Annotated in this window: 12 protein-coding genes and 2 rRNA genes; 3 read left to right on the top strand and 11 right to left on the bottom strand. The window is 67.9% G+C overall.

Annotated elements, in window-relative coordinates; translation table 11 throughout:
• Window positions 1-212: 212 nt before the first annotated feature.
• Window positions 213-497: a glutaredoxin family protein gene (locus OG393_RS17770; protein WP_327375637.1), complete on the bottom strand. Its 285-nt coding sequence runs from the start codon at window positions 495-497 to the stop codon at window positions 213-215.
• Window positions 498-725: 228 nt separating this feature from the next.
• Between OG393_RS17770 and OG393_RS17765 the strand changes: the two genes are divergently transcribed.
• The 3 genes from OG393_RS17765 to OG393_RS17755 all read left to right on the top strand — a co-directional run bounded on the left by OG393_RS17765 (window position 726) and on the right by OG393_RS17755 (window position 4416).
• The gene (locus OG393_RS17765) at window positions 726-1682 is read left to right on the top strand and encodes an HAD family hydrolase (protein ID WP_327375636.1); all 957 of its coding nucleotides are present in this window, start codon (window positions 726-728) and stop codon (window positions 1680-1682) included.
• Between the two features lie 460 nt (window positions 1683-2142).
• Window positions 2143-2934 carry an ECF subfamily RNA polymerase sigma factor, BldN family gene (locus tag OG393_RS17760; RefSeq protein ID WP_327375635.1) on the top strand — a complete coding sequence of 264 codons (792 nt, stop codon included), beginning with the start codon at window positions 2143-2145 and terminating at the stop codon, window positions 2932-2934.
• 285 nt (window positions 2935-3219) lie between these two features.
• Window positions 3220-4416 (top strand): DUF5667 domain-containing protein, encoded by a 1197-nt coding sequence (locus OG393_RS17755; protein ID WP_327375634.1) that lies wholly within the window; start codon window positions 3220-3222, stop codon window positions 4414-4416.
• A 147-nt stretch (window positions 4417-4563) separates the two neighbouring features.
• Here the strand turns inward: OG393_RS17755 and OG393_RS17750 are convergent, their stop codons facing one another.
• The 10 genes from OG393_RS17750 to OG393_RS17705 all read right to left on the bottom strand — a co-directional run bounded on the left by OG393_RS17750 (window position 4564) and on the right by OG393_RS17705 (window position 14917).
• On the bottom strand, window positions 4564-5589 hold the full coding sequence (locus OG393_RS17750) for a lysophospholipid acyltransferase family protein (RefSeq protein ID WP_327375633.1): 1026 nt from the start codon (window positions 5587-5589) through the stop codon (window positions 4564-4566).
• 15 nt (window positions 5590-5604) lie between these two features.
• The gene (locus OG393_RS17745; RefSeq protein ID WP_327375632.1) at window positions 5605-6654 is read right to left on the bottom strand and encodes an NAD-dependent epimerase/dehydratase family protein; all 1050 of its coding nucleotides are present in this window, start codon (window positions 6652-6654) and stop codon (window positions 5605-5607) included.
• A gap of 218 nt (window positions 6655-6872) precedes the next feature.
• Window positions 6873-6971 carry a 30S ribosomal protein bS22 gene (locus OG393_RS17740; protein WP_003948845.1) on the bottom strand — a complete coding sequence of 33 codons (99 nt, stop codon included), beginning with the start codon at window positions 6969-6971 and terminating at the stop codon, window positions 6873-6875.
• Between the two features lie 130 nt (window positions 6972-7101).
• Window positions 7102-7311, bottom strand: a complete 210-nt coding sequence (locus OG393_RS17735; RefSeq protein WP_187282723.1) for a helix-turn-helix domain-containing protein — start codon at window positions 7309-7311, stop codon at window positions 7102-7104.
• Window positions 7312-7439: 128 nt separating this feature from the next.
• Window positions 7440-8255 (bottom strand): phosphatase, encoded by an 816-nt coding sequence (locus OG393_RS17730; protein ID WP_327375631.1) that lies wholly within the window; start codon window positions 8253-8255, stop codon window positions 7440-7442.
• A 127-nt stretch (window positions 8256-8382) separates the two neighbouring features.
• Window positions 8383-9561 (bottom strand): acetoin utilization protein AcuC, encoded by a 1179-nt coding sequence (locus tag OG393_RS17725; RefSeq protein WP_327375630.1) that lies wholly within the window; start codon window positions 9559-9561, stop codon window positions 8383-8385.
• Complete coding sequence (locus OG393_RS17720; protein WP_327375629.1) at window positions 9530-10735, bottom strand: MFS transporter; 1206 nt, start codon at window positions 10733-10735, stop codon at window positions 9530-9532. The genes OG393_RS17725 and OG393_RS17720 overlap by 32 nt, the downstream gene beginning before the upstream one ends.
• Window positions 10736-10861: 126 nt before the next feature.
• Complete coding sequence (locus tag OG393_RS17715; protein ID WP_327375628.1) at window positions 10862-11506, bottom strand: HAD family hydrolase; 645 nt, start codon at window positions 11504-11506, stop codon at window positions 10862-10864.
• Between the two features lie 93 nt (window positions 11507-11599).
• A 5S ribosomal RNA gene (gene rrf / locus OG393_RS17710) occupies window positions 11600-11716 on the bottom strand.
• 80 nt (window positions 11717-11796) lie between these two features.
• Window positions 11797-14917 (bottom strand): 23S ribosomal RNA (locus OG393_RS17705).
• Between the last annotated feature and the right edge of the window lie 261 nt (window positions 14918-15178).

The following is a 15178-nucleotide window of genomic DNA, read 5'->3' as shown; positions in this document are numbered from 1 at the left end:
ACTGCAGGCTATGCCTTTGTGAACGCGTGCACAAAGATGGTGTCCGTTTTGTCCGGCCAAAGTGACCGGGGTCACGCGGCCGGTTCCCTTCGGAACGGAACCGTTCGCCGGGTCAGCCCGTTGAGCTCCTGAAGGGGGCAAAACCGCACACTCTCCTCACGACTCCGCCCCCGAAAGTCAACAAAACGTCCACGATGGTAGCCCTCTTCCGGTCACCCGCCGAGTTCACGGCGCAGCCGTCCGGCGTCCACCCGCCAGAAGGTGTGCTGCTCGCCGTCGATCAGCACCACCGGGATCTGCTCCCAGTACGCCTGATGGAGAGCGGGGTCCTGGGTGATGTCCTTCTCCTCCCAGCGCGCCCCGGTCTCGGCGCAGACCGCCTCGACGACGGCGCGGGCGTCGTCACAGAGATGACAACCCGGCTTTCCGATCAGCGTCACGGTCCGCGTGGCCGCGGAGGCGTCCTTCTTCTTCGTCCGTCCCAGCATGCCGTCCATTCTGCGCCGGGAATCCGCCGCCGCGCCCCCCTGTGCCGGCATCGCGACCGCGACACGCGCGCCACGCCGGTCCACTCCCGCGGGCACTCCCCGGCCCGCACGCCACGTCTGTCCGGCTTGCTCCTCCTTGCTCCTTCGCCGTCCCTTTAACAGGAGAGTCCCGGAGTGTTCACGCCTTGGCATCCTCACGAGTCCGGAAGTCCCGAACAGACTGGCTATGCTCACGACATGGCCGCTCTGGGATGGCTCACCCCCCGTAGGCGCTCCGCCACCGCGCGCAGCGTCCTGGCAGGCGAGGCCGCTGCCGAGGCAGCGCGGAAGGCCTCCCTCCAGCTGGAACGCGAGCGGGAGGGAGCGGCGGCCGACGCCGCGGCGGAGGGAAAGCCCGCCGAGCCCGAGTTCCCGGTCGTCGGCGACTCCCTCGCCGCCGCCTTCTTCGACCTCGACAACACCGTCATGCAGGGCGCCGCGATCTTCCACTTCGGCCGCGGCCTGTACAAGCGGAAGTTCTTCCAGCGTCGCGAACTGGCCCGGTTCGCCTGGCAGCAGGCATGGTTCCGGCTCGCCGGCGTCGAGGACCCGGAGCACATGCAGGACGCCCGGGACAGCGCCCTGTCCATCGTCAAGGGCCACCGGGTCGCCGAGCTGATGTCGATCGGCGAGGAGATCTACGACGAGTACATGGCCGACCGGATCTGGCCCGGCACCCGCGCGCTCGCCCAGGCCCACCTGGACGCCGGGCAGAAGGTCTGGCTGGTCACGGCCGCCCCGGTGGAGACCGCCACGATCATCGCCCGTCGCCTCGGCCTGACCGGCGCGCTCGGCACGGTCGCCGAGTCGGTCGACGGCGTCTACACCGGCCGACTGGTCGGCGAGCCGCTGCACGGCCCCGCCAAGGCGGAGGCGGTGCGCGCGCTGGCCGCCGCCGAGAGCCTCGACCTCGCCCGCTGCGCGGCGTACAGCGACTCGCACAACGACATCCCGATGCTCTCGCTGGTCGGCCACCCCTACGCCATCAACCCCGACACCAAGCTGCGCAAGCACGCCAAGTCCCGCGAATGGCGGCTGCGCGACTACCGGACGGGCCGCAAGGCCGCCAAGGTCGGCATCCCCGCCGCGGCGGGTGTCGGCGCGCTGGCCGGAGGCACGGCCGCCGCGGTCGCCCTGCACCGCCGCCGCCGCTGACGGTCCCGCCACCGCGGGCGTCCCGGGCGGCGGCCCGGACGACCCGCCCTGTCGCGGGACCGACCGCCGATACGTTTCGGCTGAGACCGATCGCGACAACCCCGGACCCGGGCGGCTCACCCGTCCGTGGTCGAACACCCCCGCGCAGGGAGACGGGCGGCCATTCGCGGCCGCCTACCCAGCAGCGGGCGCGATCACTCGCACACCTCCCACATGAGCACAACAGAGCGTGCATGTAGTCACACTCGGAAGCAGTTCGATCAACAACTGGTCACCAACTGCTACCCGATGCGCCTTCAAGCGGTAACAGAAGCGACGTAATCGGTGATTTGAGCAACTGGGTGTAGCGCTGCCTGTACGAAGCGTTATTCTCCTCAGACGCACAACGGACCCCCACTTCGCCACCATGAGTGAACGGTCCCGCACTGCACGTGATGGAAGCTCTGCCTCTGGGAGTCCCGTGTACCCACACGTCGGGGTTGACGCCTCGGGCCTGGCTACGCTGCGCGCAACGGTCCTCGACCACTTGCGCGGCTTCGTCCCCACCGCGTACGCCGTCCCTGTCCCCGCCTTTGCCTTCGCCGCACCGGCACCCGCCGGTCCCTGCTATGCCCTGGCCGACGGCGGTGCCGCCGTCGGAAGACGCGGCAGCCGCGGCGGCAGCGGAACCTCGACCGCCGCCCGCCGCCCCAGCGCCGACAGCGACAGCGCGCGCATGATGGACCTGGTCGAACGCGCCCAGGCCGGAGAGGCCGAGGCATTCGGCCGCCTCTACGACCAGTACAGCGACACCGTCTACCGCTACATCTACTACCGCGTCGGAGGGAAGGCGACGGCGGAGGACCTCACCAGCGAGACGTTCCTGCGCGCCCTGCGCCGCATCTCCACCTTCACCTGGCAGGGCCGCGACTTCGGCGCCTGGCTGGTCACCATCGCCCGCAACCTGGTCGCCGACCACTTCAAGTCGAGCCGGTTCCGGCTGGAGGTGACCACCGGGGAGATGCTCGACGCCAACGAGGTCGAGCGCAGCCCGGAGGACTCCGTCCTGGAGTCCCTCTCCAACGCCGCGCTCCTCGACGCCGTCCGCCGCCTCAACCCCCAGCAGCAGGAGTGCGTGACACTGCGCTTCCTCCAAGGGCTCTCGGTCGCCGAGACCGCCCGGGTCATGGGCAAGAACGAGGGCGCGATCAAGACCCTCCAGTACCGGGCCGTGCGCACCCTGGCACGGCTGCTCCCGGACGACGCCCGCTGAACGGCTCGCGCCCCCCACACGCGCCGGCCCGCCGCCCCGCTGTCCCTTCCCCCACGCCCCCACGGCCCCCGTCCAACTCACAGTCGGTGACGCCTCGATGACGCACTGGTCCGATCATCTTTCGCGCGTAACCCAAGTGCCGCGCCGCTCGTTGTGCGGAATGCAGGCTCCCTGTGGTCACGCCATGCCCGCAGCCACTCACTCTTTCGTGTGGATGTGCGCAAGGTGTGCAACCTTCCGGACACCAAGGGGAGTCGACCGTCATGACGAGAGGAGGTGCCGCCAGTGATCGCGAACGTATCGGCGCACCGGCGGGCGAACGCCTTCGCCCAGGCCTGGGAAGACCGGACGTCCGAGGCCACGGCGGCCGAGCAGCCCCAGCCTTCGGCCGAACCGGCCGAACAGGGGAGGCTGCTGGCCCTGGCGAACGGCCTCGGCGAACTGCCGCGGCCGGAGATGGACCCCGAGGTCAAGGTGGTGCAACGGGCACAGCTCGTCGCCGCCATGGAAGCGATGCTCGCGGAAGGCACCGCGGGCGCGGGCCCCGCGGTGCCGGAACAGCGGACAGCGGGCGGACGGGGGACCCACCGGGCCTCCCCGCTCCGCAAACTGCGCCCGCGCTCCCGATGGTCGAAGGGCATCGCGGCGGGCGGCCTCACGGTCGGTGTGGCCGCGGGCGCCTTCAGCGGCGTGGCGGCCGCCAGCTCGGACGCGCTGCCCGGCGACTCGCTCTACGGGCTGAAGCGGGGCATGGAGGACATCAAGCTCGGGATGGCCGACGACGATGCCGACCGCGGCGGGATCTACCTGGACCAGGCGTCGACGCGTCTCAGCGAGGCCCGCAGACTGATGGAGCGGGGCCGCGCCGGAGACCTGGACCACGAGTCGCTCGCCGAGATCCGTCGCGCCCTGGGCGGCATGAAGCACGACGCCACCGAGGGCCACCGTCTGCTGCGCCTCGCGTACCAGAAGGACGGCACCATCGCCCCGATGGCCCGGCTGAACTCCTTCGCCCAGTCCCACCGCGACACCTGGAACGGCCTGCGCACCCGCCTGCCCCTCCAGCTCGCGGACGTCGGCGAGCAGGTGAACGACGTCTTCGTCGCCATAGACGAGGACGTCGAACCCCTCCAGGGCATGCTCCCGCGCACCCTGGACAAGGACGTCGCCGGCACCGAGGACCCGGGCTCAGGCCAAGGCGGCCCGGACTCCCGGACGCCCCGCCCGGCGTCCTCCTCCACCGCTCCCCCCTCGGGCACCGGTTCGACCCAGCCCGATCCGTCCGGCTCGGACACCGGCACCCCGGAGGACGGCGGACTGCTCGGCGGCAGCACCGGCGGTCTGCTGAAGCCCTCGGCCCCCGGCACGCCGACGAGCCCCTCGGGCAACCAGTCCCCGTCGCCCCTACCGGACGTGACGATCCCTCCGCTGCTGCCGGGCCTGCTCCCCGGGCTGGGCATCGACAGCGACGACGTCCCCTGATCCGGGAACAGCGGCACGCACAGGGGGCGCCTCCTCTCGGGAGGCGCCCCCTCGGCAGGCCGGGCCTCCGGCCGACCCGGCGGTCCGGCTCGCTCCGCCGAAGCCCCGGCACGGCCCGGCCGTACCTCCGCCTCGAAGACCCCGGCTTCAGAAGAAGACGGACCGGCGCTGCACCAGCAGCTTGTAGAGCGTGTGCTGGATCTGTTCCCGCACCTGGTCGGTCAGGTTGAACATCAGCATCGGGTCGTCCGCCGCCTCCGGCGGATGGCCGTCCGTCATGATCGGCTCACCGAACTGGATCGTCCACTTGGTGGGCAGGGGCACGGCCCCCAGCGGGCCCAGCCAAGGGAACGTCGGCGTGATCGGGAAATAGGGCACTCCGAGGACCCGCGCCAGAGTCCGGGAGTTGCCGATCATCGGGAAGGTCTCCTCGGCCCCCACGATCGAGCACGGCACGATCGGCACCCCGGCGCGCAAGGCCGTCGAGACGAAGCCGCCCCGGCCGAAGCGCTGGAGCTTGTACCGCTCGGCGAACGGCTTCCCGATGCCCTTGAAACCCTCCGGCATCACGCCCACGATCTCACCGTCCCGCAGCAGCCGCTCCGCGTCCTCCGCGCACGCCAGCGTGTGCCCGGCCTTGCGGGCCAGTTCGTTGACCACCGGCAGCATGAAGACCAGATCAGCGGCGAGCAGCCGCAGATGCCGCCCCGCCGGGTGGTGGTCGTGGACGGCGACCTGCATCATCAGGCCGTCCAGCGGCAACACACCGGAATGGTTGGCGACCACCAGGGCCCCGCCCTTCGCGGGGATGTTCTCGACGCCCTTCACCTCCACCCGGAAGTACTTCTCGTACAAGGGGCGGACCAGCGACATCAGGACCTGGTCGGTGAGCTCCTCGTCGTAGCCGAACTCGTCGACCTCGTAGTCGCCCGTCACGCGCCGCCGCAGGAACGCCAGACCGCCGGCGAGTCGCCGCTCCCAGTCGCCGCGCCCGGCACACCCGGAAGGCGCCTCGGCGGGCTCCTGAGGGGCCGCGGCGGCCCGCGGTGTCTCCTCCGTGCCCTGCCGGGCCGTCAGGGCACGCACGGCCGCCTCCCGGCCTGCCCGGGGCGGCCGCGGGCGCCGGGCCCGTGAGCGGTCGTCGTCGAACGGAATGACCTTGGCGTCCGCCATCGTTACGTGGGCTCCTTAGTCGCCGCTCTGTACAGGGGAGTGGGTGAGCCGGCCCGCGACCCGGTCCACCGCGCCGGCCAGCCGCTCCGGCGGCAGCAGTCCCGGCCCACGGCTCGCCGCGAAGTCCGCGAAGGTCTCGGCGGTGGTGAAGCGGGGCGCGAAGCCGAGCGTCTCGCGCATCTGGACGGTGGACACGACCCGGCCGTGCGTGAGGAGACGGATCTGCTCGGGCGAGAAGTCCGTGACACCGACCGTCCGCAGCGCGGAGCCGACCCAGGTGACGGCGGGCAGCAGCACCGGGACCGTCGGCCGCCCCAGGCGCCGGGCGCACTGCGAGAGCAGCAGCACACCGTCGCCCGCCACGTTGAAGGTGCCGCTGTTCAGCGTCGCCCGCCGCGGTTCCTTCGCGCCCAGGTGCAGCACGTCCACCACGTCGTCCTCGTGGACGAACTGGAGCCGGGGGTCGTAACCGAGGACGGTCGGCAGGACGGGCAGCGACAGGTACTCGCCCAGCGGGGAGTCCACCCGCGGCCCGAGGATGTTCGCGAACCTCAGCACGCACACCGCGACGTCCGGGCGGCGTCGCGCGAAGCCCCGTACGTACCCCTCGACTTCGACGGCGTCCTTGGCGAATCCCCCGCTCGGCAGCGACTTGGGCGGGGTGGTCTCGGTGAAGACGGCCGGATCGCGGGGCGCCGAGCCGTACACGCTCGTACTGGACTTGATCACCAGACGCTTGATCCGCGGCGACTTCTGGCAGGCGCCCAGGAGCTGCATCGTGCCGATGACGTTGGTCTCCTTGACCGACGTACGTCCACCGGCGCCCAGCGCCGTACCGGTGACGTCCATGTGGACGACCGTGTCCACGTCGTGCTCGGCGAGGACCTTGGCGATGGCCGGCTGCCGGATGTCGGCCCGCACGAAATCCGCGCCGGCGAGGTCATGGGCCGGCGCGACCGCGTCCACGGCGACCACCCGGTCGACCTCCGGGTCCCGCTGCACACGCCGGACGAAACGGCCTCCGAGATGCCGGGCCGCACCGGTGACGAGCACGACCTTGCCCAAGATCAGCGCCTTCCGTCGGTCTCTCCCCCGACGCTCCCGGGGGGCCTGTGCGCCACCGTAGCGCCTTGTTGTTGCGCTGTGATGACCGCCGTGGGCAACCGGGTGGAACCCGGCCGGAAAAGCCGCCGCGATCCCGGGACGGAAAAGAGCGTGGCCCCCCACCGAAGACGGTGGGGGGCCACGCCCGACGCACAAACAGACGTCGTTCGCGCTGTCGCCTACTTCTTGTTGCGACGCTGAACGCGCGTGCGCTTGAGCAGCTTGCGGTGCTTCTTCTTGGCCATCCGCTTGCGCCGCTTCTTGATAACAGAGCCCACGACTACCCTCGCTCACTTCTCTTCACTGGTGCGGGGCGTCTGGGCCCACACGACCTACGTCGGCCTAGCCTACCGGCCCGAGCGCTGAGCTTGTAATCCGAGGGCGAGGAGACTCCCTGCCGCGCGCTCGCTACGCGGTCTCCACCCCCACGAAGGACTCCCTCAGGTACTCGTGAACCGCCTGTTCCGGGACCCGGAAGGACCTGCCCACCCGGATCGCCGGCAGATGACCACTGTGCACCAGGCGGTACACCGTCATCTTCGACACTCGCATCACCGCGGCGACTTCCGCCACGGTCAGAAACTTGACCTCGTTGAGAGGCCGATCGCCAGCAGCCATGACCCACCTGTACCTTCCGCACACGACGCCCACCGGCTTCCCCTCCGGTGACCCTGCGTCGCTGTGCGCTCACGCTCCAGACTAGGGGCGGGTGGTACGAGTGGGGAAGAGGAGCAGCCACCGGCCGTTTACCGTGACAGACTCGCTCGATTGAGTACATAGCGCGTCAGCGGACGGTAGTAATCGGCCCGGACCGCGTCATCGAGCGGAACGGCCACCGACACCCGCCCCTCCGCCTCCCCGACGAACAGCGCCGGATCGTCCGTGTCGGCCAGGCCGATCGCCTCGAAACCCAGCTGACCTGCCCCGCAGACCCAGCCGTGGTCCCCGACCACGAGCTCCGGAAGCGGCCAGCCGCCCTCCACCGCACCCTCCAGCGCGGCCCGGACCGGCAGCGGGGAGTGCGAATGCGCCCCCGTCTCACGCCCGGTACCCGGCAGAGCGGGTTCCCGCACCAACGCGACACCGCGTACGTAGTCGAGGAGGTACGTGCGTAGACCGAACCGGGTCGTTATGTCGACACATCGCCCCTGCGCCGGTGTGAGGACAGGGCATCCCGCCGCCGACAAAGCGTCCGCGAGTGCTGCGTAGAAGCCGAGCAACCGGTGCGGATGGCCCGTCCCGAACAACACGGGGGCCCGCCGGGCCGCCGCCTCCGCCAACCGTTCGGCGAACGCGTCCAGCCCGCTCAGTGTCCGCTCGGGATCGATGGCGTCGGGTCCCGACCGGTACGACGGGTCCCCGGACACACCGCACCGGTCGGCCATGAGCCGTAACAGCTCCGTCTCGCCCCAGCCCCGGTCGGGATCGAGCCCCAGCATCACCCGCGGATCCCGCGCGGCGAAGAGCCGGTAGCTGCGCAGGCTCGCTTCCCGGGGCGTCGCCACCGTTCCCGCCAGTCCCGCCGCCAACAGATGCGCCCGCAGCGCCCCGGTACTCAGCACGCTGTCGATGCTGCCCGAGCGAGAACGCCGCCGGGCGGAAAGCCCGCCGAGAACGCACGGTCGGCGTAATCCGACCGCCGCCGCCTTCGGACGGCCGCCGTCCTCGCGCTGCCGGCCGCGCGTCGCCCTACGGCAGCAGCCCGCGCAGCGGGAACGCGGCCCGCCGGGTGGCGAGCACGGCCTGGTCCAACCGGTCGGCCGGGTCGTAGCCCTCTTCCCAGTCCCGCCATGCCACCGGCCACCGGCCGTCCGTCATCCGCGCCGGCCCCGGCTGCCGCGTCCGCGCGTACACCTCGTCGTGCCACGAGGACGGGATCATGGACGCGGGTTCGACCGGGGCGTGCGCGGCGATCCCTACCAGATGCGTCCACGACCGCGGCACGACGTCCACCACCGCGTACCCGCCGCCGCCCAGCGCCAGCCACTTCCCCCCGTCGGCATGGGCGTGCGCCAGCTCGTGGCACGCTTCCTGCACCGCCCGTTGGGCGTCCAGCGACACCGCCAGGTGCGCCAGCGGGTCCTCGAAGTGGGTGTCGGCCCCGTGCTGCGTCACCAGCACCTGCGGGCGGAAGTCCGCCAGAAGTTCCGGCACCACGGCGTGGAAGGCCCGCAGCCATCCCGCGTCGCCGGTCCCCGCCGGCAGCGCCACGTTCACCGCCGAGCCCTCGCCGCGCCCCGCCGCGCCCGTCTCCTCCGGCCAGCCCGTCTGAGGGAACAGCGTCCGCGGGTGCTCGTGCAACGAGACGGTCAGGACCCTCGGGTCCTCCCAGAACGCCGCCTGCACCCCGTCTCCGTGGTGCACGTCCACGTCCACGTACGCGACCCGCTCCGCGCCGAGCTCCAGCAGCCGGGCGATCGCCAGCGCGGCGTCGTTGTAGATGCAGAACCCGGACGCGCTGCCCGGCATCGCGTGGTGCAGACCGCCCGAGAAGTTGACGGCGTGCGATGCCTCGCCCCGCCACAGCGCCTCCGCGGCCCCCACCGACTGCCCGGCGATCAGCGCGGACACCTCGTGCATCCCGGTGAACGCCGGATCGTCCTCGGTGCCCAGTCCGTAGGACAGGTCGGCGGCCTTCGGGTCGGCCGAGGCGGCTCGCACGGCGGCCACGTAGTCCTCGCGGTGCACGAGCCGCAGCGTCGACGCCCCGGCCGGCCTGGCCGCGACCACGTCCACCGCTCGGTCCAGCCCGTACGCCCGCACCAACCCCATGGTCAGTGCGAGCCGGACCGGGTCCATCGGATGCCGGGGCCCGAAGTCGTAGCCCGTGACAGCTTCATCCCACATCAACAGTGCGCGGCCGCTCATGCCCGCCACCGTATCGGGCCGGTTGAGAACCGAACGACGTGGCGTACACCACCGTCACGAGCACGAGGAGCATCGGCACCAGCATCGCCCCCCGGTAGTTCCAGGTGTCCCCGAGCGCTCCGACCAGGGGAGAGCCGATGAGGAAGCCGACGTAGTTGAAGACGTTCAGCCGTGCGACGGCGGTGTCGCTCGACCCCGGGAAGAGCCGCCCGGCCGCCGCGAAGGTCTGCGGCACGATCACGCTCAGGCCGAGCCCGAGGACGGTGAAGCCGGCCATCCCGGTCCACGCTCCCGGCGCCGCGGCGACCACGGCGAAGCCCAGCGCCGCCAGGACGGCCCCGCAGCGCACCACCGTCACGGCACCGAGCCGACGCACTCCGAGGTCGCCCACGGCCCGTCCGAGCAGCGTGGTGACCATGTAGGCGTTGTAGGGCACGGTCGCCAGCTCCTCTGAGCCGCCGAGCACGTCCTGGAGGTACTTCGCGCTCCAGTTGGAGACCGTGGAGTCCCCGATGTACGCGAAGGTCATCACGAGGCACAGCGGCAGCAGCAGCCTGAAGGCGACACCGCTCCCGGCGCCCTTCCCCGGCCGCGGTTCCTCCGGCCGTTCCTCTCCCCCCGCGACGTACCAGCGGCCGGCGATCAGCACGGCGGGCAGCGCGACGGCCACCACGGGCAGATACGAGACGACCAGCGGCAGGCCCCAGTGCGCCCCCGCCCAGGCCAGCGAGGCCCCCGCGATCCCGCCCAGGCTGTACGCCGCGTGGAAGCCGAGCATGATGCTCCGCCCGTACGCCCGCTGGAGGCTCACGCCCAGCATGTTCATCGACGCGTCCAGCGCGCCGACCGCGAGGCCGAAGCTCCCCAGCGCGACGGCGGCGTGCCACATCTCGTGGCCGGCGCCCACCCCTAGCAGCGCCAGCAGGACCACCGGCTGCGCCGCTCGCAGCACCACCCCCGGCGACACCCGGGTGACCAGCTTCTCGGTGCCGACGCTGGCCACACCGGCCAGGATCGGCACGGCGGCCAGGAACACCGGCAGGAGTGCGTCCGATATCCCGTACCGGTCCTGGATCGCCGGTATCCGTGTCACCAGCAGCGCGAAGGTCACCCCCTGCACGAAGAAGCCGACCGCCAGAGCTCCCCGCCCACGCCGCAACCGCGCATCCGTCATGGCGGCACAGCGTAGGTCCCGGGAGTACCCATGGGTAGATGGATCACCTGCCCATTCCGGGGCCTGTCCTCGCCGGGGCCTGCCGCATCCGGGGAGGGTCCGGCGGTGGTCGGCGGCCCCGGGGGGTCAGCCGAGCAGCCGCAGAAGGTCCCGCATGTCGTCGAAGTGGCCGTCGGCGTCGGCGAGCTGCTCGGGGCGGGTCATGGCGGTGAAGCCGTACACGTCCATGCCGGCGGCCCGCGCGGCCTGGACGCCGAGCCGGCTGTCCTCGATCACCACGCACCGCTCGGGCGGGACGCCCATCCGTGCGGCGGCGTGCAGGAACAGGTCCGGCGCCGGCTTGCCGCGGCCCACGTCCTGTGAGCTGAAGATGGTGTCGTCCCGGAACCAGGTGTCCAGTCCGGTCTTCCGGTGCCCGACGCGGATGCGCTGATGGCTTCCGGAGGAAGCCAGGCAGTACGGCACACCGTCCGCGGCGAGTCGCCCGAGCACGTCGGCCGCTCCGGCGACGGGCCGCAGGTCCCGCTCGAAGGCGGCGAACACGCGTGCGTGGAAGGTCTCGTCGAAGTCGGCGGGCAGGGTCTGACCGGTTCGTTCCCGGACGAGGTCGTGGATGCGGTGCGTCGCGGAGCCCATGTAGTCGCGCAGTGAGTCCTCGTACGAGGTGGGGTGCCCCAGCTCGGTGAGGTAGCCGGCGAGGATCGTGTTGGAGATCGGCTCGCTGTCGACGAGGACACCGTCGTTGTCGAAGAGGACCAGTTCGTAGCGCATGGAATCCAGCGTAGAAGAGTCGTGAACCGTGTCCTGAACGCGAAAATGCCTCAGTCCCCGGGACACGAGGTCCGGGGACTGAGGCTAAAAATTGTTCGGCGGCGTCCTACTCTCCCACAGGGTCCCCCCTGCAGTACCATCGGCGCTGAAAGGCTTAGCTTCCGGGTTCGGAATGTAACCGGGCGTTTCCCTAACGCTATGACCACCGAAACACTATGAAGAAAACAAACTCCAGCCAGCAAAAAGGCGAGTTCGTTACTTCAGAACTAACACAGTGGACGCGAGCAACTGAGGACAAGCCCTCGGCCTATTAGTACCGGTCAGCTCCACCCATTACTGGGCTTCCACATCCGGCCTATCAACCCAGTCGTCTACTGGGAGCCTTACCCTCTCAAGGAGGTGGGAATACTCATCTCGAAGCAGGCTTCCCGCTTAGATGCTTTCAGCGGTTATCCCTCCCGAACGTAGCCAACCAGCCATGCCCTTGGCAGGACAACTGGCACACCAGAGGTTCGTCCGTCCCGGTCCTCTCGTACTAGGGACAGCCCTTCTCAATATTCCTACGCGCACAGCGGATAGGGACCGAACTGTCTCACGACGTTCTAAACCCAGCTCGCGTACCGCTTTAATGGGCGAACAGCCCAACCCTTGGGACCGACTCCAGCCCCAGGATGCGACGAGCCGACATCGAGGTGCCAAACCATCCCGTCGATATGGACTCTTGGGGAAGATCAGCCTGTTATCCCCGGGGTACCTTTTATCCGTTGAGCGACGGCGCTTCCACAAGCCACCGCCGGATCACTAGTCCCGACTTTCGTCCCTGCTCGACCCGTCGGTCTCACAGTCAAGCTCCCTTGTGCACTTACACTCAACACCTGATTGCCAACCAGGCTGAGGGAACCTTTGGGCGCCTCCGTTACTCTTTGGGAGGCAACCGCCCCAGTTAAACTACCCATCAGACACTGTCCCTGATCCGGATCACGGACCGAGGTTAGACATCCAGCACGACCAGAGTGGTATTTCAACGGCGACTCCACCATGACTGGCGTCACAGCTTCAAAGTCTCCCACCTATCCTACACAAGCCGAACCGAACACCAATATCAAACTGTAGTAAAGGTCCCGGGGTCTTTCCGTCCTGCTGCGCGAAACGAGCATCTTTACTCGTAGTGCAATTTCACCGGGCCTATGGTTGAGACAGTCGAGAAGTCGTTACGCCATTCGTGCAGGTCGGAACTTACCCGACAAGGAATTTCGCTACCTTAGGATGGTTATAGTTACCACCGCCGTTTACTGGCGCTTAAGTTCTCAGCTTCGCAACCCCGAAAGATCACTAACCGGTCCCCTTAACGTTCCAGCACCGGGCAGGCGTCAGTCCGTATACATCGCCTTACGGCTTCGCACGGACCTGTGTTTTTAGTAAACAGTCGCTTCTCGCTGGTCTCTGCGGCCACACCCAGCTCAGAGTGCAAGACTCATCACCAGACATGGCCCCCTTCTCCCGAAGTTACGGGGGCATTTTGCCGAGTTCCTTAACCATAGTTCACCCGAACGCCTCGGTATTCTCTACCTGACCACCTGAGTCGGTTTAGGGTACGGGCCGCCATGAAACTCGCTAGAGGCTTTTCTCGACAGCATAGGATCATCCACTTCACCACAATCGGCTCGGCATCAGGTCTCAGCCTTAACGTGCGACGGATTTACCTATCACACGGCCTACACCCTTACCCCGGGACAACCACCGCCCGGGCTGGACTACCTTCCTGCGTCACCCCATCGCTTACCTACTACCACCTTGGATCAGCGGCTCCACCACTTCCCTTCACCCGAAGGATCCAGGACGGCTTCACGGCCTTAGCATCAATGGGCTCGATACTGGGCGTTTCAAAGCGGGTACCGGAATATCAACCGGTTGTCCATCGACTACGCCTGTCGGCCTCGCCTTAGGTCCCGACTTACCCTGGGCAGATCAGCTTGACCCAGGAACCCTTAGTCAATCGGCGCACACGTTTCTCACGTGTGTATCGCTACTCATGCCTGCATTCTCACTCGTGAACCGTCCACAACTCGCTTCCGCGGCTGCTTCACCCGGCACACGACGCTCCCCTACCCATCACAGTCCCCGTTGGGGGTACATACTGCAATGACACGACTTCGGCGGTACGCTTGAGCCCCGCTACATTGTCGGCGCGGAATCACTTGACCAGTGAGCTATTACGCACTCTTTCAAGGGTGGCTGCTTCTAAGCCAACCTCCTGGTTGTCTCTGCGACTCCACATCCTTTCCCACTTAGCGTACGCTTAGGGGCCTTAGTCGATGCTCTGGGCTGTTTCCCTCTCGACCATGGAGCTTATCCCCCACAGTCTCACTGCCGCGCTCTCACTTACCGGCATTCGGAGTTTGGCTAAGGTCAGTAACCCGGTAGGGCCCATCGCCTATCCAGTGCTCTACCTCCGGCAAGAAACACACGACGCTGCACCTAAATGCATTTCGGGGAGAACCAGCTATCACGGAGTTTGATTGGCCTTTCACCCCTAACCACAGGTCATCCCCCAGGTTTTCAACCCTGGTGGGTTCGGTCCTCCACGAAGTCTTACCTCCGCTTCAACCTGCCCATGGCTAGATCACTCCGCTTCGGGTCTTGAGCGTGCTACTCAAACGCCCTATTCGGACTCGCTTTCGCTACGGCTTCCCCACACGGGTTAACCTCGCAACACACCGCAAACTCGCAGGCTCATTCTTCAAAAGGCACGCAGTCACGACATACAAGCAAGCTTGCATGCGACGCTCCCACGGCTTGTAGGCACACGGTTTCAGGTACTATTTCACTCCGCTCCCGCGGTACTTTTCACCATTCCCTCACGGTACTATCCGCTATCGGTCACCAGGGAATATTTAGGCTTAACGGGTGGTCCCGCCAGATTCACACGGGATTTCTCGGGCCCCGTGCTACTTGGGTGTCTCTCAAACGAGCCGTCAATGTTTCAGCTACGGGGGTCTTACCCTCTACGCCGGACCTTTCGCATGTCCTTCGCCTACATCAACGGTTTCTGACTCGCCTCACAGCCGGCAGACTGTGAAAGAGAGATCCCACAACCCCGCATGCGCAACCCCTGCCGGGTATCACACGCATACGGTTTGGCCTCATCCGGTTTCGCTCGCCACTACTCCCGGAATCACGGTTGTTTTCTCTTCCTGAGGGTACTGAGATGTTTCACTTCCCCTCGTTCCCTCCACATGCCCTATGTGTTCAGGCATGGGTGACAGCCCATGACGACTGCCGGGTTTCCCCATTCGGAAACCCCCGGATCAAAGCCTGGTTGACGGCTCCCCGGGGACTATCGTGGCCTCCCACGTCCTTCATCGGTTCCTGGTACCAAGGCATCCACCGTGCGCCCTTAAAAACTTGGCCACAGATGCTCGCGTCCACTGTGTAGTTCTCAAGCAACGACCAGCCACCCATCACCCCGTCGACAAGCAACAGGTTCACTGGGGCCGGCATCACGAAGGCAACGACCTCACGGCCGCACCCTCAGACACCCAACAACGTGCCAAGCGCGAGCCTCCCGAACAAGATCCACGTTCCACGCCGAAGCAGTACTAGTGGTCCCACAGGACTCTCACGCCAACTAATCAACGTTCCACCCTTGAGCAACCAGCACCGGACACTCGC

It is taken from the genome of Streptomyces sp. NBC_01216, assembly GCF_035994945.1.
GTDB lineage: Bacteria > Actinomycetota > Actinomycetes > Streptomycetales > Streptomycetaceae > Streptomyces.
Note: the sequence above shows the minus strand (reverse complement) of the source record. Positions and strands in the feature narration are given on the sequence as shown.